At 67.6% G+C, this 19,050-nt stretch carries 18 protein-coding genes and 2 pseudogenes; 13 read left to right on the forward strand and 7 right to left on the reverse strand.

What is annotated here, in order from left to right:
• Positions 1 to 175: 175 nt before the first annotated feature.
• Together AC1DFE_RS14790 and AC1DFE_RS14795 are read right to left on the reverse strand one after the other, a co-directional pair.
• Positions 176 to 2,509, reverse strand: coding sequence for a SulP family inorganic anion transporter (locus tag AC1DFE_RS14790; RefSeq protein ID WP_476906628.1), 2,334 nt, complete (start codon positions 2,507 to 2,509; stop codon positions 176 to 178).
• A 343-nt stretch (positions 2,510 to 2,852) separates the two neighbouring features.
• Positions 2,853 to 2,951, reverse strand: a pseudogene (locus AC1DFE_RS14795) (phosphogluconate dehydrogenase C-terminal domain-containing protein); the annotation flags it as partial.
• Positions 2,952 to 3,012: 61 nt separating this feature from the next.
• Between AC1DFE_RS14795 and AC1DFE_RS14800 the strand changes: the two are divergent.
• From AC1DFE_RS14800 to AC1DFE_RS14820, 5 genes are all read left to right on the forward strand, one after another.
• Positions 3,013 to 3,447, forward strand: coding sequence for a FadR/GntR family transcriptional regulator (locus AC1DFE_RS14800; protein WP_476906629.1), 435 nt, complete (start codon positions 3,013 to 3,015; stop codon positions 3,445 to 3,447).
• Positions 3,448 to 3,543: 96 nt separating this feature from the next.
• Positions 3,544 to 3,768, forward strand: a complete 225-nt coding sequence (locus AC1DFE_RS14805; RefSeq protein ID WP_476906630.1) for a sigma factor-like helix-turn-helix DNA-binding protein — start codon at positions 3,544 to 3,546, stop codon at positions 3,766 to 3,768.
• 316 nt (positions 3,769 to 4,084) lie between these two features.
• Positions 4,085 to 4,351, forward strand: a complete 267-nt coding sequence (locus tag AC1DFE_RS14810) for a hypothetical protein (RefSeq protein WP_476906631.1) — start codon at positions 4,085 to 4,087, stop codon at positions 4,349 to 4,351.
• Positions 4,352 to 4,574: 223 nt separating this feature from the next.
• Positions 4,575 to 4,937 (forward strand): cupin domain-containing protein, encoded by a 363-nt coding sequence (locus AC1DFE_RS14815; protein ID WP_476906632.1) that lies wholly within the window; start codon positions 4,575 to 4,577, stop codon positions 4,935 to 4,937.
• Positions 4,938 to 5,003: 66 nt separating this feature from the next.
• Complete coding sequence (locus tag AC1DFE_RS14820) at positions 5,004 to 5,861, forward strand: prephenate dehydratase (RefSeq protein ID WP_476906633.1); 858 nt, start codon at positions 5,004 to 5,006, stop codon at positions 5,859 to 5,861.
• Here AC1DFE_RS14820 and AC1DFE_RS14825 read toward each other — a convergent pair.
• The gene (locus AC1DFE_RS14825) at positions 5,858 to 7,090 is read right to left on the reverse strand and encodes a benzoate/H(+) symporter BenE family transporter (RefSeq protein ID WP_476906648.1); all 1,233 of its coding nucleotides are present in this window, start codon (positions 7,088 to 7,090) and stop codon (positions 5,858 to 5,860) included. The two genes, AC1DFE_RS14820 and AC1DFE_RS14825, sit on opposite strands and share 4 nt — an antisense overlap.
• Positions 7,091 to 7,381: 291 nt before the next feature.
• Here AC1DFE_RS14825 and AC1DFE_RS14830 point away from each other — a divergent pair, with 291 nt between their 5' ends.
• Both AC1DFE_RS14830 and AC1DFE_RS14835 read left to right on the forward strand, forming a co-directional pair.
• Positions 7,382 to 7,810, forward strand: coding sequence for a YciI family protein (locus AC1DFE_RS14830; RefSeq protein ID WP_476906634.1), 429 nt, complete (start codon positions 7,382 to 7,384; stop codon positions 7,808 to 7,810).
• A gap of 30 nt (positions 7,811 to 7,840) precedes the next feature.
• Entirely contained in the window at positions 7,841 to 9,097 is a 1,257-nt protein-coding gene (locus tag AC1DFE_RS14835; RefSeq protein ID WP_476906635.1) for an RNA polymerase sigma factor, read from the forward strand.
• Positions 9,098 to 9,123: 26 nt separating this feature from the next.
• Here AC1DFE_RS14835 and AC1DFE_RS14840 read toward each other — a convergent pair whose 3' ends face one another.
• On the reverse strand, positions 9,124 to 9,756 hold the full coding sequence (locus tag AC1DFE_RS14840; protein WP_476906636.1) for a cysteine hydrolase family protein: 633 nt from the start codon (positions 9,754 to 9,756) through the stop codon (positions 9,124 to 9,126).
• 116 nt (positions 9,757 to 9,872) lie between these two features.
• Between AC1DFE_RS14840 and AC1DFE_RS14845 the strand changes: the two genes are divergently transcribed.
• Entirely contained in the window at positions 9,873 to 10,454 is a 582-nt protein-coding gene (locus AC1DFE_RS14845) for an adenylate kinase (RefSeq protein WP_476906637.1), read from the forward strand.
• A 9-nt stretch (positions 10,455 to 10,463) separates the two neighbouring features.
• Here AC1DFE_RS14845 and AC1DFE_RS14850 read toward each other — a convergent pair whose 3' ends face one another.
• Both AC1DFE_RS14850 and AC1DFE_RS14855 read right to left on the reverse strand, forming a co-directional pair.
• A complete protein-coding gene (locus AC1DFE_RS14850; protein ID WP_476906638.1) occupies positions 10,464 to 11,132 on the reverse strand; it encodes a response regulator in 669 nt (222 codons plus the stop codon).
• A gap of 12 nt (positions 11,133 to 11,144) precedes the next feature.
• On the reverse strand, positions 11,145 to 12,719 hold the full coding sequence (locus AC1DFE_RS14855) for a sensor histidine kinase (protein ID WP_476906649.1): 1,575 nt from the start codon (positions 12,717 to 12,719) through the stop codon (positions 11,145 to 11,147).
• 228 nt (positions 12,720 to 12,947) lie between these two features.
• On the opposite strand from AC1DFE_RS14855, the gene AC1DFE_RS14860 reads away from it, so the two are divergent.
• The 5 genes from AC1DFE_RS14860 (at position 12,948) to AC1DFE_RS14880 (ending at position 17,570) form a co-directional block, all read left to right on the forward strand.
• Positions 12,948 to 13,958 carry a Bug family tripartite tricarboxylate transporter substrate binding protein gene (locus AC1DFE_RS14860; protein ID WP_476906639.1) on the forward strand — a complete coding sequence of 337 codons (1,011 nt, stop codon included), beginning with the start codon at positions 12,948 to 12,950 and terminating at the stop codon, positions 13,956 to 13,958.
• On the forward strand, positions 13,955 to 14,458 hold the full coding sequence (locus tag AC1DFE_RS14865) for a tripartite tricarboxylate transporter TctB family protein (RefSeq protein WP_476906640.1): 504 nt from the start codon (positions 13,955 to 13,957) through the stop codon (positions 14,456 to 14,458). Before AC1DFE_RS14860 ends, AC1DFE_RS14865 begins: the two co-directional genes overlap by 4 nt.
• Complete coding sequence (locus AC1DFE_RS14870) at positions 14,459 to 16,084, forward strand: tripartite tricarboxylate transporter permease (RefSeq protein ID WP_476906641.1); 1,626 nt, start codon at positions 14,459 to 14,461, stop codon at positions 16,082 to 16,084.
• Positions 16,081 to 16,473, forward strand: coding sequence for a universal stress protein (locus AC1DFE_RS14875; protein ID WP_476906642.1), 393 nt, complete (start codon positions 16,081 to 16,083; stop codon positions 16,471 to 16,473). Before AC1DFE_RS14870 ends, AC1DFE_RS14875 begins: the two co-directional genes overlap by 4 nt.
• A 140-nt stretch (positions 16,474 to 16,613) precedes the next feature.
• Positions 16,614 to 17,570 (forward strand): D-2-hydroxyacid dehydrogenase family protein, encoded by a 957-nt coding sequence (locus AC1DFE_RS14880; protein WP_476906643.1) that lies wholly within the window; start codon positions 16,614 to 16,616, stop codon positions 17,568 to 17,570.
• A 78-nt stretch (positions 17,571 to 17,648) separates the two neighbouring features.
• Here AC1DFE_RS14880 and AC1DFE_RS14885 read toward each other — a convergent pair.
• Positions 17,649 to 19,050: pseudogene (locus tag AC1DFE_RS14885) on the reverse strand (HNH endonuclease signature motif containing protein); the annotation flags it as partial.

Genomic DNA, 19,050 nt, shown 5'->3' on the forward strand with positions numbered 1-19,050 from the left:
TACCTCGCCCGGCTACGTGTCAGACCATTCAACGGGGCCGGGACCGGCAAGTCACGGGGGCCGGCTACCCGTCTTTGCCGCCCGCACTACCCGCGTCCTCGCAGGGGTACGCAGCCCGGCGGCCTGCTACTGGCTGACCGCCGGGCTGCGTACCCCGTTCAGATGTGCGCCCCGGTCAGGCCGGGGCCAGCTCCTCGGCCCGGGGGAGTGGATCCAGGTGGCTGATGCCGGTGGCCGTGACCTGCAGGACCCTGGCCGTGGCGATGTCATAGAACAGACCTGTCACGTGAAGGTCACCGTCCCGGACGGCGCCCTGCATGCTGGCGTGCTGCTGCAGCCGCTCCAGCTGGACGGCAACGTTGACCATGGCCAGCTGGTCCACCGCGCCGTACCCGGCCTGCTCCGCGGCGACCTGGACGGGATGTCCGGCCTGGAACGCCGCCAGGCTCGGCAGGCCGTGCTCCAGCCAGGACTCGACGGGGCAACGTTCCGCCTCGCCGTCGGGACCCTGGGCTGCGTCCTTCCGAGCCCCGGCCGGTCCGGCAAGCAGCGCCGTCATGGCTCCGCAGCCGGAGTGGCCGCAGACCACCACGGACGTGACCGACAGCTCGTCGAGTGCGAACTTCAGGGATGCCTCGACCGACGGCTCGAGGCGGTCGCTTCCCACCACGTTGCCCACGTTCCGGACCGTGAACAGGTCCCCCGGGCCGCTGCTGGTGATCAGGTTCGGCACCAGCCGGGAGTCGGCGCAGGTGATGAACAGCGTATCGGGATCCTGGAAGGTGGACAGCTCCTGGACGTGCGGGCGCAGCAGGTGGGCGTGGCGCCGGTGGTAGTTGTCCACGCCGTTGAGCACCGAGCGCACGGGGCCCGGGACGCCCGCGGCTGCCTCCGCGGCCAACGGTGTGCCGTCCCGCTGCCAGCTCCGCCACGGTGCGAAGCCGCCGCGCAGCGCCGAACGCGATGAGCCACGTGCTGGAGTTCCCTCCTGGGCAGCGTGGAGCGTGGCGGTGCCGTTTTCCTCGATCTCGACGCTGCCGCCGTTCTTCACGTGCCGCACGCGCCAGGCATCCAGGGTGTCGTGGACCGGGTGGTCGAGGTAGTCGACGTCGAGCTCCACCGTGACGTGGGCTGCCGGCGGCACCGCAGCCAGCACCTTGCTCAGGCGGGGCAGCGACAGGAACGTGCAGGAGCCGTCGATGACCACCCTCCAGCGGCCTTCGGGTGCGCCGCCGAGGGGCTCCGCATGGATGCTGGCCCGGACGACGCGCCATACGACCAGCAGCACGGCCAGGGCGAGCCCGATCAGCACCCCGGCCAGCAGGTTGACGAACACTACCGTGAGCAGCGTGGCAGCGTAGACGGCCAGGTCACCCGTGACCCGCGCCGTCTGGAAATCGGCCACCTTCATGAGGCGGATGCCGATCATGATGAGCAGCCCGGCCAGCACGGCTTGCGGCACCAGCTGGATGACTCCCGCCAGCAGCAGCGAAAAGACGAGAACCCAGATGCCGTGGAGGACGGCGGACTTGCGGGTCCGCGCGCCGGCCTCGACGTTGGTGGCACTGCGGACAATCACGCCGGTGACTGGCAGGCCGCCCAGCATGCCGGACGTTACGTTGGCGGCGCCCTGCCCGAGGAGCTCCCGGTTGAAGTCCGTACGCTCGCCGTGGTGCATCTTGTCCACGGCAACGGCGGACAGCAGCGACTCCACGCTCGCCACCAGGGCGATGGTGACGACCCCCACCGCGATGGCGGTCCACTCTCCCCGCGGCAGGTGCGGGAGGGCAAGGGCGTCCAGTAGTGAACCATCAAAGGTGATCCGGTCGACGTCGGAATTGAACGGGAGGGACAGCAGCGTCGCGGCCACCACGGCGACCAGCGGGCCGGGCACGCGGCGGACGGCGGCCGGCATATGCTTCCACCCGGCCAGCAGCGCGATCACCACGGCGCCCAGGAACGCAGCCTGCGGGTCGACGGCAGCCAGGCTGTCCAGGAGCGCCAGGATGTTCTGCAATGCCGCTTCGCCGGCTTCGGCACCGAGCATGACGTGCAGCTGCTGCAGGACGATGATGATGCCGATCCCGGCAAGCATGGCGTGCACCACGACGGGGGCAATGGCGAGGGCCACGCGTCCCACGCGGGCCATGCCCAGCAGTACCTGGAGGACACCGGCGGCCACGGTGATGGCGCAGGTGACGGGCCAGCCGAACTGCTCGATGAGGCCGGCGACGATGACCGTCAGGCCGGCGGCGGGCCCGCTGACCTGCAGCGGCGAGCCGCCGAGGCTGCCGGCCACGATGCCGCCGACGGCCGCAGCAATCAGGCCGGCCATGACCGGCGCACCCGACGCGGCAGCGATGCCGAGCGACAGCGGAACGGCAACGAGGAACACCACGAGGGACGCCGGCAGGTCCCAGCGGACACCCGATGCCAGGTGTCCCAGGAGTGGTATCCGGCTCCTGCCGGGGTGGGTGGGGTTTGGATCCGTGGCGGCTGGCGAGGGCATATAAGTCCTTAGCTCGTTCGAAGGGTCCTGATCCACGCTATTGACGTCCGGATGCGGGCCGCAAGGGTACCGCCCGTGAGAAGAAACACGAGGTCAGGCCCGACATAAAGCGAAAACTCGTGCACTAATCCATTCGTTTGCATAAAGCCCCCGCGTCTTCGGAAGCAACTGTTTCCCATGCCGCAGGGGCTTAGTGCCGTGCACGAAAACCGGCCGCCGTTCAAGTCACATGGCCCCGCGCACGGGTGACCGCGCGTTCACCGGGGAAAAGAATTTCCGACGGCGGATGCCCGGCCGCGCGGACGGCCACCAGTTTGTCTGCTGAAGGTCTGTTAAACAGTGCTTACCGCTTGACGGCGTCCAGCTTCAGCATCTTGGCGATGACGCTGTCGAGCTCGGAGTCGTCGAAAATCTTCTTCCAGTCGTCCTTGATGATGGGATCCGGAACGTGCCTGCGCGACGGCATCTCGGAACTGCTGCCCCGCACCCTGAGCTGGGGGCTCATGCTGGGCGCTCCCCGCACCCGCGAACTGGTGGAACTCAGAAGCGGCCTCGAGGTAGAGGCAGCGCAACTGGCGGCCGAGCGCATCGACGACGCGGCTCTGGACCGGATGCGCACCAACCTGCAGGCCATGGAAGAGAACCTCGAAGACCTGGCCGTGTTCGTCGAGGCGAACGGCGCGTTCCACCGCGAGATAGCGGTCAGCTCGGGCAACCAGGTGCTGCACGAACTGCTGCAGAGCATCCGGTCGCTGCTTCGCATCTGGGTTGACCGCGCCCTGACCGACGAAGGCCATGCGGCGGCGGCGCTTAAGGAACACCGCGAGATCTTCACGGCATTGGCAGCCCATGATCCCGCTGCCGTCACCGCCACCATGCGCTCACACATGCAGACCGCCTCACGGCGGCTCCTCGCCGGATTCGACGGCGCCCAGTAGGGGGCCTGCGGTAGGGGGTCTGCAGTAGCGCGGGCCGCCCAGTTTGGGGGTGGGCGCCGTCAGGAAACTCGAAGGCCCCGGCGCCAGCCTTTCTGCATGGTCAATGCCCAGAGCGAGCCTGCCGGCTCCCGCGTCAGCGAGGCCCTGATGATGCTCGACATGGAGCAACGGGACGTCCTGCTGGCCCTGCACTACGGCCGGCTCACGGTGGCGGAGGTGGCAACGCAGTTCGGCATTTCCCCCGCCTTGGTGAGCCGCCGGGCCCTCGCTGCCCTGAGAAGCCTCCGGCTATTGCTTGACCAAGGCGCGCAGGCTCCGTAAAGCCCTCTGTCCGTCTGCTGGCTGCCGGCAAAAAAGCAATGGTTTTTCTAACCTGTAATGCATGGAAAAGATCGCTTTATCTTATGTGACTTCCGGCTCATAATTTTGGAGACGGACCCCAGAAGAGACGAGACTGCCATGACCAGCACCGCTACTGATTACCGTATGAATCCAGGCAACGACGCCGCAGTGAACGACATCTGTGACGACGCCGCCTACTGCTTTTACTGCAACGGGCCGGAGACCGACTGATGGCCGCGCCGGGCCGGTTCCCGCACCTGGCTCTGCATCTGCACCTGGATCCGGAGCAGACCGCATGAAACCCTGGCGTCTGCGGGAGTTCCACCCGGAGGACCTTGACCAGTTGGTGGAGGTCTGGCAGGAGTCGCGGAACCCGGCACGGCCTGCCGTCTACAGCCTGTCAGAGGTCCTTTCCGCCTGCACGGAGCAGCAGGCCGTCGTGGCCATGGCCGGCGACCGCCTGATCGGGCAGCCGCCGCCAACCTCGAAGAGGACCGCGCCACCAACTTCATCCGGGCCCTGGACACCGCGTTCCTGCGGCACGGACGGTTTGACTACGTGATCCCGATCGGGCTGCCTGATCCCGCCGCCCGGGAGGCCACGGTTACCGAGGCCATGGTCAGCGGATTCAGGGAGGACATCGAGCGGCTCGCCCGCACCTGGGCCGATGCATTCCGTCCCTTGACATGGCGGCCCGGCGGGCCTAGAACGTGGCATATCAGGCAGCAGCATCTGCATTCCCGGCTTCATTCCCGGAGCAGGAATATCCATAACAGGAGGTCAAGATGCCAGGTCTAATCCGCAAGAATTTCGACTCCCCCGAGGAGACCCGGCCGTTTGAAGACGGCAAGGGCCAACTCCAGCTAGTAAACCTGGAAGGCGGCGGCGTCGGCCGGGCAACCTTTGAGCCGGGCTGGCGGTGGTCAGAGCACGTGAAGCCGATCGCCAAGACAGACAGTTGCCAAGCCGCCCACATGGGCTACTTCATCTCCGGGCGGATGAAGGTGGTCATGGATGATGGCGAGGAGATGGAGTACGGGCCCGGCGATTTCGCCATCATGCAGCCCGGACACGACGCCTGGACGGTCGGCGACGAAGCCTGCGTGGTGATCGACTGGCAAGGGTTCACTGATTACGCGAAGAGGTGAGCAGCCGCGTTTGGGCGAGACGGCCCGTTTGGGTGAGGCGGCGCCGAGCGTGACATTATACGGAGCATGGCCCAGAAAATTGCGTTCCAGGGTGAGCCCGGCGCCAACTCAGACATAGCCTGCAAGCAGATGTTCCCCGGGCTGGAGAGCGTCCCGTGCGCCAGCTTCGAGGACGCTTTCGAGCTGGTTTCCAGCGGTGAGACCGATCTGGCCATGATCCCGATCGAGAACTCCATCGCTGGCCGGGTGGCCGACATCCACCTGCTGCTGCCACACTCGGGCCTGCAGATCGTGGGGGAGTTCTTTCTGCCCATTCACTTCGACCTTCTCGGCATCCCCGGCAGCACCATCGAGGGCGCCACCGAGGTCCACAGCCACATCCATGCCCTGGGGCAGTGCCGGAAGCTGATTCGCGAGGCCGGGCTTAAACCTGTAATCGCCGGCGATACGGCGGGCTCGGCCCGCGAGGTGCGCGAGTGGAACGATCCCACCAAGCTGTCCCTTGCGCCGCCACTGGCTGCAGAGCTCTATGGCCTTGAGGTTCTGGCCTCCGCGGTGGAGGACGATCCCTCCAACACCACCCGCTTTGTGGTCCTGGCCCGGGAAACGGAACTGCCAGCCCGCGCAGCATTGCCCGGGCCCGCGGTCACCAGCTTCGTGTTCCGTGTTCGCAACGTCCCCTCCGCCCTGTACAAGGCCCTGGGCGGCTTCGCCACGAACGGCGTGAACATGACCAGGCTTGAAAGCTACATGGTGGGCAACGAGTTTGCCGCCACCATGTTCATGGCCGATGTGGAGGGCCATCCGGAAGACCTGCCGCTCAGGCTGGCCATGGAGGAACTCGACTTCTTCACCACCGAGGTGTGGATTCTTGGCGTCTACCCGGCTGCGGAGCACCGGACACAGCGGGCGGCCGGCAACTAGTCCACGGATGTGGCCTGCGGCCGGCCCCGCTCCTTGAGGACCGCCCGGACCAGGAGCCCTGCCAGGAGCGCCCAGAACGCCGCTCCGATGCCCAGGAAACTCAGCCCCGACGCGGCCACGAGGAAGGTCACCACGGCCCCCGTCCGTTCGCCCGGCTCTGCCAACGCCGAGGCGGCAGATCCTGCGAGTGTGCCCAGCAGTGCAAGTCCGGCGACGGCCTCCAGGACACCCGGCGGAGCCGCAGCCACCAGGGCGGCCAGCCCGGCGGAGAAGGCTCCCAGGAGCAGGTAGGCCAGTCCTGACACGAAGCCTGCCACCCAGCGCCGGCCGCGGTCTGCGCCTGCTTCCTCCCCGGCAGCCAGCGCGGCACTGAGCGCGGCCAGGTTGATGGCATGGCCACCAAACGGCGCGGCCAGGAGCGTGCCGGCACCGGTGACCAGCATGGAGGCCCGCCACGGCGCCTGGTAGCCGAAAGACCCCAGCACCGCCACCCCGGGAACGTTCTGGGACGCCATGGTGACGATGTACAGCGGCAGGGCGATGCCCGCCACCGCGCCCAGCGACCAGGAAGGCGTTGTCCACTCCATGGCCGGCAGCAGGCCGTCCGCCGCCAGCGTCCGGCCTTCGACAACCAGCTGGATCACAATGCCGCCCAGTGCAATGGCCAAAGCACCCGGAACGGACCAGCGGGGCGCGAACCGCGATAGCAGGAGCCAGCACAGCAGGACCGGAACCACCAGCAGCGGAGCCGTCTGCAGTCCCTTCACCGGGGCAAGGCACAACGGCAGCAGGACCCCCGCCAGCATGGCTTGCGCCAGGGGCGTCGGGATGCTGCTGACCAGCCGGCCCAAGGGGCGGACGAGCCCGGTCACGGCGATCAGGACCCCTGTCACCAAAAAGGCGCCGACGGCGGCCGGCCATCCGCCATCGGGCACTCCCGCGACCGCCAGCAGGGCGGCACCCGGTGTTGACCAGGCAAGGGTCACCGGAATCCGGCTCCGCCAGGCAAGGAGCACGACGCCGGCGCCCACCACCAGGCAGAGGGCCAGGAGGCCGCTCGCCGCCTGCTGCGGATGCGCCCCCACCGCACGGAGGCCGGACAGGACCACGGCGAAGGTCGAGGTGAAGCCAACCAGCGCCGTCACGATGCCCGCCATGGCCGGTCTGACCAGCCCCTCGGAAACAGGGGTGGCTGGGTGACGGGATGTTCGGGGTGATGACAATGGCATGTGAAAATACGTTACCGGAGCGGGCACGGCCAGCCGCCCCACGGCCGTCCAGGGGTCTGCTCCACTGCCCTTCATGGCGTCTCTGGCTTTGCCGCTGAGGTGCTGGTAGATTGCCCATCCCAGGCCGGCAGGAGTCCTGGGGAGGGCACCGCGGCTGACGGCAGCGACGTCCACGAGCCGCAAAACCCGCGCCGAAAAGAAATTCAGGCTGCCTGTCGATTTCCGCCGGACCCGTTCGACGGGATAGTAGACGGACGCACACGGCGTCCACGTCAAGGCAAGGAGAGACCCATGAAGTACATGTTCATCATGCGCGCCACGGACGAAGCCATCGAAGCGTCGAAGCAGGTTCCGTTCGAGGAGATCCTCAACCAGATGGGCGCCTACAACGAACAGCTCATCAAGGCCGGCGTCATGCTCGCCGGTGAGGGCCTGACTGACCTGTCCGAAGGCTCGGCCTTCGTGGTCGACTTTGCCGATGAACCGCCGGTGGTGACGGACGGCCCCTACGGCGAAACGCACGAGCTGTTCAACGGCTTCTGGATTGTCCAGGTGGCGTCCAAGGAAGAGGCGAAGGAGTGGGCCAGCCGCTGCCCGCTTGGTCCCGGGTCGAAGCTCGAGGTGCGCCGGATAGCTGAGGCCGACGACTTCGCCGATTTCGCCGACAACGAGTACATCAAGAAGGAAGCGGTATGGCGTCAGGAACTGAACCAGCCCTGAGCCGGGAGCAAGGCGGTGAGCTAGGAGTTTGTGAGTAAACAGACTGTGAACGAAGAGGCTGAAGCCGCGGTCCGGCGCCGGATTGATGCCCTGTGGCGCATCGAGGGCGCACACATCGTCGCCGCTCTCGCCCGTGCCACGCGGGACATGGGCTTCGCCGAGGACCTGGCCCAGGAAGCGCTGGCTGAGGCCCTGGTCCGCTGGCCGCAATCCGGGACGCCGGACAATCCCGCCGCCTGGCTCACCGCCGTCGCCAAGCGCAAGGCCATCGACGCGTGGCGCCGGTCCGAGCGGTTGGAGGAGAGGTACCGTGCCATATCACGGGACCTTGAAGGCGACGACGGCGTGGCCTGGGTGCCGCTGGAGGACGACGTGCTCAGGCTCGTCTTCACCGCCTGCCACCCGGTCCTCTCCCGGGAGGCCCAGATGGCGCTGACGCTGCGGGTGGTGGGCGGCCTCACCACTGAAGAGATTGCGCGACTGTTCCTGCTGCCCGTCGCCACCGTGCAGCAGCGCATTGTGCGGGCCAAGAAAACCCTCGCGGCGGCCCGGGTGCCCTTCGAGGTTCCCGAGCCAAACGAATGGGGCGCCCGGCTGGGAGCTGTCCTCGGCGTCGTTTATCTGATGTTCACGGAAGGGTACGCCGCCAGCACGGGAGACGCGTGGATCAGGCCCGACCTGGCCCACGAGGCCCTGCGGATCGGGCGCATCCTGGCCGGGCTGGTCCCCCGCGAACCCGAGGCCCACGGGCTGGTGGCCCTGATGGAATTCCAGGCATCCCGTTTCCCCGCCCGCACCACTCCCGACGGGTCCCCGGTCCTGCTGGCGGACCAGGACCGGACCCGGTGGGACCGGGCCCAGATCGGCCGGGCCCGTGCCGACCTGCGCCGTTGCGACGCGCTGGGCCGCGGGCGCGGCAACTACGCACTGCAGGCCGCGATTGCCGAATGTCATTCGACCGCGCCAAGCGTCGAGGACACGGACTGGCAGCGCATCGTCGTTCTCTATGAGGCGCTGGGCAGAATCGCGCCCAGTCCCGTGGTGGAACTGAACAGGGCCGTGGCCGTATCCATGGCCACCGGACCGGCGGCCGCGCTGGCCATCGTGGACGGTCTCGCCTCCGGCGGCGCCCTGCGCGGAACGCACCTGCTGCCCAGCGTCCGGGGGGAACTGCTGGCCCGGCTGGGGCGGACCGCGGAGGCGCGTGCCGAATTCATTGCGGCGGCGGGGCTGGCAAGGAACCAGCGCACACGGGAACTCCTGGAGGAGCGGGCCGCCGGCATGTGACCGGTATCCAGCCGGTTCAGTCCCCTTCAGCCGCCAAAGGTGATGTCCTTGGTCTCTGCCACCGCGGCCGTCCGGCCGGGCCCCTCGTGGTACTTCCAGTAGAGGTTCGTGTGGGCAATGACCTGGGCCGGCGGAGGAGCACCCCAGTCGGTCTGGTCCTCCGTGGTGTGGGCGTCGCTGACCAGCGTCACGTCGTAGCCGCGGACGAATGCCCCGTGGATGGTGGATCTGATGCATTCGTCGGTCTGCGCTCCGGCGACCATCAGCCGGCCCACCGCCGATGCAGCCAGCACCTGCTCCAGATCGGTGTCCTCGAAGGCGTCACTGTAGGACTTGTGCACCAGCGGTTCCTGCTCGCGGCGCCTCAGCTCGGGCACGTACTCCCAGGCCTCGCTCCCCTTCTCCAGCCGGTCGTCGGAATGCTGGACCCAGACGATTGGGACCCCCGCTTCGCGGGCTTTGTCCACCAGTACGGCGATGTTGGACACCACGGCGTCCCGCTCAAGCGCGTCGGCCACCACCCCCTTCTGCATATCAAGCACCATCAGGGCGGTGTTGGGCCTGTCCGGCAGCATGCTCATGATGGTCTCGGCGTTGTCATGATGGCCTCCTTGGATGGTGGGTCCCAGCCTAGGATCCACCACCGCGGTTGTGAACACCCCGGCAGCTGGAAACACCCGGGACCTCTGAAGGGACATCCCATCCATTGCAGGTGGAGCGGTCTGGCGGCAGAATAGGCCCCAAGCGTGCTTTCTCGGCAGATCGGACCAAAAGCGTGACCCGCATCCTGCTCATCGGCCCGCCCGGCTCAGGCAAAGGCACCCAGGCGCGCCGGCTAAGCGGGCAGCTGCACATCCCGGAGATTTCCACGGGCGACATGTTCCGCAGCCACCTCGCCAACGGCTCGCCCCTGGGCCGGGAAATCAAGGAATTCCTCGACGCCGGCAACCTCGTCCCGGACCGTCTCACCACCGCCATGCTGCGGGACCGGCTGCAGGAACGGGACACGCGGGACGGTTTCCTCTTGGACGGCTACCCGCGCACTGTGAGCCAGCTGGACGACCTGGATGGCATCCTGGACGCGGCCGGAACCAGGCTCGATGCCGTGGTGGAAATTACCGCCGGCGACGACGAGATCGTCCGACGGCTCCTGCTCCGATCCGAGGCCGAGGGGCGGAGCGATGACACCGAGGACGTCATCCGCCACCGGCTGGAGCTGTACCGGCGGGAAACCGAACCCGTTATCGCCCGCTACGGCAGGCGCGCCCTGCTGGTGCGCATTGACGGTGCGGCGGGCGTTGACGCGGTCACGGTCAGTGCGCTGCAGGGCATCGAAGCAATCAGGGCGGGGTCCTAAGCCGACCGCTCACGCCGCCTTCCACTCGTACCGCCGTTCGGGACGCCCGACGCCGTACTTGAGGGTCACGTCCACCAGCCCCTCGTCATTGAGGTACTCCAGATAGCGCCGCGCACTGACGCGCGACGTCCCCACCTGCACAGCGAGTTCCGCGGCCGACACGTCGCTGCCGCCGGCGCGCAATGCCCGCTCCACCACCTGGAGCGTCTCGGCGCTGCAGCCTTTCGGCAGCGGCCGGTCCGCGCGTTCCAGCCCAAACACGCGGTTGACGTCCGACTGCTCCGCCACGTCCTTGGACGAATCGAGGCTCTGGTAGGTGTTGCGATAGTGCTCCAGCCGCTCCTGCAGGTCGGTCTGCGAAAACGGCTTGATGAGATAGTGCACGATCCCGCCGCGGAGCGCCTTCCGCACCGTCTCCACCTCGCGTGCGGCACTGATCACCAGCACGTCCAGCTCCGGTGCCACGTCACGCAGCTGGTGCATCAGGTCCAGGCCGTTGACGTCGGGCAGGTGGATGTCCAGCAGCACCAGGTCCGGCTGCAACCGTGCGGTCTCCAGCACCGCCTGCGCGCCCGTATGTGCAACCCCGACGACGGCGAACCCCGGCGTGCGCTGGATAAATCCGGCGTGGACTTTGGCCACCATGAAGTCGTCGTCGACGATGAGTACGTTGATCAAGGCCGCTCCTCCCTAAGCATCAGCAGTTTTACGCATCAGCAGTGCGGTAAACACTGCGCCGTGGTCGTTCCGCACGGTAAGCCGCCCGCCGCGGCGCTGGCAGACCACCCTGGCGAGCGCCAGTCCGTAGCCGCGGCCGCCGTCGGACGCATTTTTGGTACTGAACCCTTGTCGGAAAATGTCGTCCATGACCTCTACCGGAACCCCCGGTCCCGAGTCGCGCACATCAACCCGCACATCGCCGTCGTCATCACCGATGAGCACCACGACCTCCGCTTCTGAGGTGTTGGTGACGGCATCGAGTGCGTTGTCCACCAGGTTGCCCACCACGGTGGTGAGGTCCCGGGACAGTTCCTCGTCCACCTTGCCCAGCCGGGACTCCTCGGCGAGCTGCAGGGACACCCCGCGCTCGGCTGCCAGGCTCGACTTGGCAATGAGCAGCGCGGCCAGGGCAGGGTCCTCGATGCGGCTGGTCACGTCGTCGTTCAGGCGGGTCCGGTTCGACGTCGTGCCGTTGACGAACTGCACCACTGAGTCGTACTCGCCGATCTGGATCAGGCCCGAGATCGTGTGCAGCTGGTTGGCGAACTCGTGCGCCTGCGCCCGGAGGGTGTCGGTGGCCGTCCGGGTCGTGCCGAGTTCGCGCTCCAGGGAAGCCAGCTCGGTCCGGTCGCGGAGGGTGGTGACCGAACCGATCACCCGTCCGTGCGAGCGCATCGGCATCCGGTTCAGCACCAGCAGCTTCTCCCCCACCAGGACCAGCCGGTCCGGCCCGGGCTGGTCCTCGGTGAGTACCTCGCGCAGCACCGGCGGCACCGCAAGGCTCTCCAGGCCCTTGCCCACGCAGTCATGGGGCAGGCCCAGGAGGGTCCGCGCACTGTCGTTGACCACCGTGATCCGCTGCTGCGGATCCAGCGCAACGACGCCCTCCTTGAGCCCGTGCAGCATCGCCTCCCGGTTCTCCACGAGTCCGGTGATCTCGTCCGGTTCCATGCCCAGCGTCTGGCGCTTGACGCGGCGGGCCAGCAGGAGCGAGCCGGCCACGCCCAGGACACTCGCCACGCCCAGATAAGTCAGCAGGTTCGGGACCGCATCGCCCAGACGCTCCAGAACAGACGGGTAGTTCCTGCCGACCATGGCAATGCCGACCATTTTCCCGGCGTCGTCCAGCACGGGCACGTGCGCGGCCACCGCTTCCTCTGCCCCGGTCCCAACCACTCCGGTCCACGCCCGCCCGGACATCACCGCGCTGTCGCCGAGTTCCAGCTGGCGGCTCTCCTGGGACGGGTCCGACGACGTCACGACCGTCCGGTCGGACCGCGCCAGAGCCACCTGGGAGGAACCCGAGATCGTCCGCACCGCTTCAGCCACCGAGGGCAGCACCGAACCGCTTTGCGGTTGGGCATCCGGCAGCAGGCTGCGGACGGCAGGGTTCGCTGCCAGCGTCTCGGCAGCCGAGAGAGCCCGGCGACCCTCGACTCTTTCAAAGGCTGCCGCCGACTGGGCCAGCGAGATCGCCACCACGGCCACCAGCACGGCCAGCACAATCAGGAGCTGCAGCCGAAGATACTGCCCCGCAAGGGACATTCCTCGCCGTGGAGTCATGTGCTGCTGTTCTTCCTGTGGGTCCGGGGGTGGGGTGAACTATACCGGAGGCGCTAGCGGGCCAACCCCTCGTTGAGGCGCCTTGTTGGTGTGCGGAAACGTGAACGAAATGAACTTAACTTTCTCTGCTTACACAAGAGTGAGGGGCATCACGTTCAGCCCTAGCATCGGAAGCACCCGATCAAACGGATCAACGAGAAGAGGAACAACATGCGCGGAATGAGCGCACTGCGCGTGGCCGCAGTAGCCGCAGGCATCGCCCTGATGGCGTCAGGCTGCGGAGCAACCGGCAAGACTGCAGCCGGCCCCTCCACGAGCGGAGCAAGCACCGCACCCCTTAGCGGGCTGCGCATCATGGTGCCGAATACCGCCGGTGGCGGTTATGACACCACGGCCCGGGCCGCCGCGAAGGTTCTCGAAGACGAGAAGCTCGCCACCAACCCCGAGGTCTTCAACCTGGCCGGCGCAGGCGGCACCGTTGGCCTGGCCCGCATCGTCAACGAAAAAGGCAACGGCGACCTGGCCATGCTCATGGGCCTTGGCGTGGTCGGCGCAAGCTACACCAACAAGTCGGAGTCGAAGCTGACCGACACCACCCCGCTGGCGAAGCTCATTGAAGAGCCCGGCGCCATCATGGTCTCCAAGGACTCCCCGTACAAGACCATCGACGATCTTGTAACCGCCTGGAAGAAGGACCCTGCCAAGGTCAGCGTCGGCGGCGGCTCCTCGGCCGGCGGCCCGGACCACCTCCTGCCCATGCAGCTCGCAGGTGCCGTGGGCATCGACGCCACCAAGGTCAACTTCGTTTCCTACGACGGCGGCGGCGACCTGCTCCCGGCGATCATTGGCAACAAGCTGGGCTTCGCCGCTTCCGGAGCCGGCGAATACATCCAGCAGATCAAGTCCGGCGACATCCGCGTGCTGGCTACCAGCGGCGAAAACCGGCTCGAGGGAGTGGACGCCCCCACGCTCAAGGAATCCAACATCGACCTGGTCTTCAGCAACTGGCGCGGCATCGTGGCCCCTCCCGGCATCAGTGACGCGGACCGCGACGCGCTGATCGCCACCCTGGAGAAGATGCACGAGTCGGCAGCCTGGAAGGAAACCCTGAAGACGCGCGGCTGGACCGACGCCTTCATCACCGGTGACGAATTCAAGTCCTTCCTCGCGGACCAGGACAAGCGCGTTGCCGATGTCCTGACGAAGCTCGGCCTGGCGTGACCTCTTTGTCCACCCGCCTTAAAGGCCGCTCCGAGCTGGGCGTCGCAGCCCTGCTCGGGGCGGCCGGCGCGCTGGTCCTCCTGGACGCAGCCCGCCTGGTCGTGCCCTACTCCCAGTCAGACCCGGTGGGCCCCAAGACCCTGCCCATCATCGTGGGAGTCCTCCTGCTGGTCTGCGCAGTCATGCTGGCAGTCAACGTCATGCGGGGTGGCCGCGGCGAGGCCGAAGCCAGCGAGGACGTCGACCTGACCCACCCCAGCGACTGGAAGACCGTCCTGCCGCTGGCCGGAGCCTTCATCGCCAACATCCTGCTCATCGATTGGGCCGGCTGGGTCATCTCCGGAACCGTGCTCTTCTGGGGCAGCGTCTGGGCGCTCGGCAGCCGCCACTACGTCCGTGACGGACTCATCTCGCTGGCACTGGCGCTCCTGACCTTCTACGGCTTCTACCTCGGCCTGGGCATCGCCCTTCCGGCCGGGCTCCTTGAAGGGATTCTCTAGATGGACATCCTGTCCTCACTCATGGCAGGGTTCGCGACGGCGCTGACCCCCATGAACCTGCTGTACGCCCTGATCGGCGTTCTCCTGGGCACGGCCGTCGGCGTCCTGCCCGGCATCGGCCCGGCCATGACGGTGGCGCTGCTGCTTCCTGTGACCTCCGTCCTGGAACCGACCAGCGCATTCATCATGTTCGCCGGCATTTACTACGGCGGCATGTACGGCGGCTCGACGACGTCGATCCTGCTCAACACCCCCGGCGAGTCCTCCTCGGTGATCACTGCCATTGAAGGCAACAAGATGGCCAAGGCCGGCAGAGCCGCGCAGGCGCTCGCGACGGCGGCCATCGGCTCCTTCGTCGCCGGCACCATCGGCACCACCCTCCTGGTGGTCTTCGCACCAATCGTGGTCAAGTTCGCGGTGAGCCTTGGATCACCGAGCTACTTCGCCATCATGGTCCTGGCCCTGCTGGCCGTCACCGCGGTCCTGGGCGCGTCCCGGCTGCGCGGCTTTGCCTCCCTTGGCCTCGGCCTGGCAATCGGCTTCGTCGGCCTTGACTTCGTATCCGGCCAGGCCCGGCTCACCTTTGGCCTGCCGCTGCTGGCGGACGGCATCGACGTCGTGGTGGTCGCCGTGGCGATCTTCGCCGTCGGCGAGGCCCTTTGGGTCGCGGCGCACCTGCGCCGCACACCGCTGCAGATCATCCCGGTTGGCAGGCCGTGGATGGGCAAGGAAGACTGGAAGCGGTCCTGGAAGCCATGGCTGCGCGGCACCGCGTTCGGCTTCCCCTTCGGAGCGCTGCCCGCCGGCGGCGCCGAAATCCCGACTTTCCTTTCCTATGTGACCGAGAAGCGGCTGTCCAAGCACCCTGAGGAGTTCGGCAAGGGCGCCATCGAAGGCGTCGCAGGACCCGAGGCCGCCAACAACGCCGCCGCTGCCGGCACGCTTACCCCGATGCTCGCCCTGGGCCTGCCGACGAACGCCACGGCCGCCGTCATGCTCGCTGCGTTCGTGCAGTTCGGCATCCAGCCCGGTCCCCTGCTGTTCGCCAACGAAGGCCCGCTGGTCTGGGCGCTGATTGCGAGCCTCTTCATCGGCAACCTGCTGCTGCTGCTGGTCAACCTGCCCCTGGCGCCCGTCTGGGCGAAGCTGCTCCGTCTGCCCCGTCCGTATCTTTACGCAGGCATCCTGTTCTTTGCCACGCTGGGCGCCTACTCGGTGAACCTGCAGGCGTTCGACCTGGTGCTCCTGCTGGTCCTGGGCGCCCTCGGCTTCATGATGCGCCGCTACGGGCTGCCGGTCCTGCCGCTCATCCTTGGCGTGATCCTGGGACCGCGCCTCGAAAAGCAGCTGCGCCAGGCGCTGCAGCTGAGCGCAGGCGACGTATCCGGCCTCTGGAGCGAGCCGGTCGCCGTCGTGGTCTACGTCATCGTGGCGGTGGTCCTGCTCTGGCCGCTCCTGGCACGGCTCTGGCGCCGCGTGCGGCCGCGGCCGGCCGGGCTGGCCATGGCCGGCGGACCTGCTGTTGAGGCACCCGCTGCTGAGCGGTCTGCCGCTGGGCGCGATGCTGATGCCGGCCGCCGCCGGGCGGACGCCACCCATGCCAACCACGGACAGGAGAACTTGTGAGCATCATTGTCGGCTACGTCCCCACGGCCGAGGGCACCGCAGCCTTGGACCGGGCCATCTCGGAGGCCCACAAGAGCCAAAGCCGGCTGGTCATCATCAACTCCTCCCGGGGAGACGCCATCGTTGACAAGCGGTACGCCCAGGCGGCGGACATCTCGGAGGTGACCGAACGCCTGGACCAGGAAGGGATCGAGCACCTGGTACTGCAGCCAATCCGCGGCAACGACGCGGCCAACGAGGTGCTTGAGGCCGCGGAGAAGTACCGGGCCGAACTCATCGTGATCGGCCTCCGGAAGCGGACCCCCGTGGGGAAGCTGATCATGGGCAGCACGGCCCAGCAGATCCTGCTCGAGGCATCCTGCCCGGTGCTGGCCGTCAAGGCCGGCTAGGCTCACCCGGCCAGAGCATGCCCTGCCCGCCAAGCCCGGCCAGGCATTGCTCGACTAGCCTCAGGAGGCAGGGGCCCGCTACGGCGGGTTCCTGCCTCCTTTGTTTAAGAGCAGGCTACATTTCAAAGCAGAAGGACAGCATGTACCAGCTCGCGATTCTCGACGATTACCAGCGCGTGGCCCACAGCTTCGCCGACTGGAGCTCTCTGGAACAGCGTGGCGTCGCCGTCACGGTGTTCACGCAGCACCTCGCCACGGAAGCGGAGGTTCTGCAAGCACTGCAGGACGCCGACATCATCATTGCCATGCGGGAACGGACACCCTTTCCCGGCCGGATCCTCGAAAAGCTGCCCCGGCTGAAACTGCTGGTGACCACCGGCGCCGCCAATGCCTCGATCGATGTGGAGGCAGCTTCGCGACTGGGGATCACCGTCTGCGGAACGGGCGGCTCCCCCACAGCCGCGCCCGAGCTGACGTGGGCGCTGCTGCTGGCATTTGCCCGGAACCTGACGCAGGAGGAAGCCGCCCTGCGCGACGGGCGGTGGCAGACCGGCGTCGGCTTTGAACTGTCCGGCAAGACCCTCGGGATTGTGGGGCTGGGGAAGATCGGGCAGCGCATCGCCGGCTACGGCCGCGCATTCGGGATGGACGTGCTGGCCTGGAGCCAGAACCTGACCGACGAGACTGCGGCCGCGGCGGGCGCCCGTAGGGTTGGCAAGGACGAGCTGTTCCGGGAGTCCGACGTCGTGTCCCTGCATCTGCGGCTGTCGCCGCGTTCGGAGGAAACAGTTGGTGAACGTGAACTGCGCCTGCTCGGCCCGGACGGCGTGCTGGTGAATACCGCCCGCGGTCCCTTGGTGGACCAGCAAGCGCTGGTCACCGCGCTGCACGAGGGCTGGATCCGCGGGGCGGCACTCGATGTGTTCGACCAGGAACCGCTGCCGGCCGGCCACCCCCTCCTCGATGCGCCACGGACCCTGCTGGCGCCGCACCTGGGGTATGTAACCGACGCCAGCTACCGGGCGTTCTTCGGCGGTGCGCTCGAGGACGTCACGGCGTGGCTGGACGGTACATCGATGCGGGTGCTGACGCCGTAGCGTTTCCGGACCGTAGGACACTGCTGCAAAAGTCGCCCACCTACAAAGGAATGATGGGCATCACCGAAGAGACCCGATTTAGGCGGCCCTCAGTGGCACCCCTTCGGGCCAGTCAGGCCAAGGATCCAAAGGCAGCGCAATGGGATCCCTGGCCCGTGGTGGGTCAAAGTCCTTTGGCCAGTCGGGTGGTTCCCAGTCCTGGTACTCGGCCGGGTAGGACCGTCCGTTGGGTGAGATCCACCCGGGCGGGCTCTCGCGGGTGGCGCCGACCGGTTGCCACGCCGTAGCGTGTTTGAGCCGGTGGTGTTTGGCGCAGGTTTGGCCGAGGTTGGCGATGCCGGTGCCGCCGCCGTCCGCCCACGCGAGGATATGGTCGGCGTCGTTGTCCAGGGAGTGGTTGTTGCAGCTGGGGAACGTGCACCGGGCGTCGCGGAGCCGCAGCCATTGGCGCATCGGCTTCGTCAGCCGGTACCTGGTCCGTCCGATCTCCAGCGGCGCACCGTCCCGCGGGTCGGTAAGCACACGGAGGAAGGACGTTCCGCCGTCGGCGACGAGCCGGCGGGCCATGGACGGCGGGATCGGCCCATAACCGTCCAGCGTGGCCGGTTCCTCCGTCACACCGAGCAGCGAGAGCACCGGAACCGTGACCAGCACCTGCGCCGCCGGCGACGGCACACCAGCGAGCACATCGCCGGCCGGGGCGCCACGGTCCGGCACATCACCGGCCCGCACAGAATCTGGGGGCAGGGACCCCGACGGCAGGGAATCTGTGGGAAAGAATTCTGCGGCCGGGTCCCCCGTCGCGCCATCAACGCCCGGGGCCGGGCCGAGGAGCCACGAGGCGGCGGCGTCGACGCGGAGCTGGGTCACGCCGATCCTTCACGCTCTTGCAATGGCGTTTTTCAATGCTGACCGGATGATGCCGTTCCCGCCAATACCGTGCCTTGGCCCGGAACCGCGCCGGGGTCAGCTCCCCGGCCGGGCAACCCCGCGCCGGGTTCGGCGCGTCCGGATCCAGGAAGTGCGCCTCAAACGCCGCCGCTGCTTCCGCGTCCAGCCCATCGGTTTCATCGCACATGATCCGCCCGTGCTGCCAGGACAATGTTCCAGCCCCCAGCGCGGCCAGGGTCAACGGCAAATCCGTGTTCAGCCTGGCCGATTCCTCCAGAAACCGTGCCGCCGACCCCTCGCTCACGGTCAGCACGCCCGCCACCTCCGCCGTGACCGACATCTCCAGCACGTCCTGCTCCCGCCGAGACGCGTCTGGGGACGCCATCGCCGCCTCCGCACCGGCGAAACCGGCCGCGGCCTGCACCTTCAACGCCGCCACCCGGGCCTCCAGCCTGGCCGCCTCGGCCAGCGCATCCAACCAGGCATCCGCCTGATCCCGAAGCGGATCAGCACCCGACCCAGAACCGGCCCCGGCGGCCTCACGGACAAAAACAGCCAACACAGCAACAGAGGACTCCACGCCCTCCAC

Source organism: Arthrobacter sp. 05T423, assembly GCF_056396245.1.

Bases quoted from the DNA above. Each gene is read 5' to 3' on its own strand.
- AC1DFE_RS14790 (WP_476906628.1), bottom strand. From the start codon at position 2,509: ATGCCCTCGCCAGCCGCCACGGATCCAAACCCCACCCACCCCGGCAGG.
- AC1DFE_RS14800 (WP_476906629.1), top strand. From the start codon at position 3,013: ATGCTGGGCGCTCCCCGCACCCGCGAACTGGTGGAACTCAGAAGCGGC.
- AC1DFE_RS14805 (WP_476906630.1), top strand. From the start codon at position 3,544: ATGGTCAATGCCCAGAGCGAGCCTGCCGGCTCCCGCGTCAGCGAGGCC.
- AC1DFE_RS14810 (WP_476906631.1), top strand. From the start codon at position 4,085: ATGAAACCCTGGCGTCTGCGGGAGTTCCACCCGGAGGACCTTGACCAG.
- AC1DFE_RS14815 (WP_476906632.1), top strand. From the start codon at position 4,575: ATGCCAGGTCTAATCCGCAAGAATTTCGACTCCCCCGAGGAGACCCGG.
- AC1DFE_RS14820 (WP_476906633.1), top strand. From the start codon at position 5,004: ATGGCCCAGAAAATTGCGTTCCAGGGTGAGCCCGGCGCCAACTCAGAC.
- AC1DFE_RS14825 (WP_476906648.1), bottom strand. From the start codon at position 7,090: ATGCCATTGTCATCACCCCGAACATCCCGTCACCCAGCCACCCCTGTT.
- AC1DFE_RS14830 (WP_476906634.1), top strand. From the start codon at position 7,382: ATGAAGTACATGTTCATCATGCGCGCCACGGACGAAGCCATCGAAGCG.
- AC1DFE_RS14855 (WP_476906649.1), bottom strand. From the start codon at position 12,719: ATGTCCCTTGCGGGGCAGTATCTTCGGCTGCAGCTCCTGATTGTGCTG.
- AC1DFE_RS14860 (WP_476906639.1), top strand. From the start codon at position 12,948: ATGCGCGGAATGAGCGCACTGCGCGTGGCCGCAGTAGCCGCAGGCATC.
- AC1DFE_RS14870 (WP_476906641.1), top strand. From the start codon at position 14,459: ATGGACATCCTGTCCTCACTCATGGCAGGGTTCGCGACGGCGCTGACC.
- AC1DFE_RS14880 (WP_476906643.1), top strand. From the start codon at position 16,614: ATGTACCAGCTCGCGATTCTCGACGATTACCAGCGCGTGGCCCACAGC.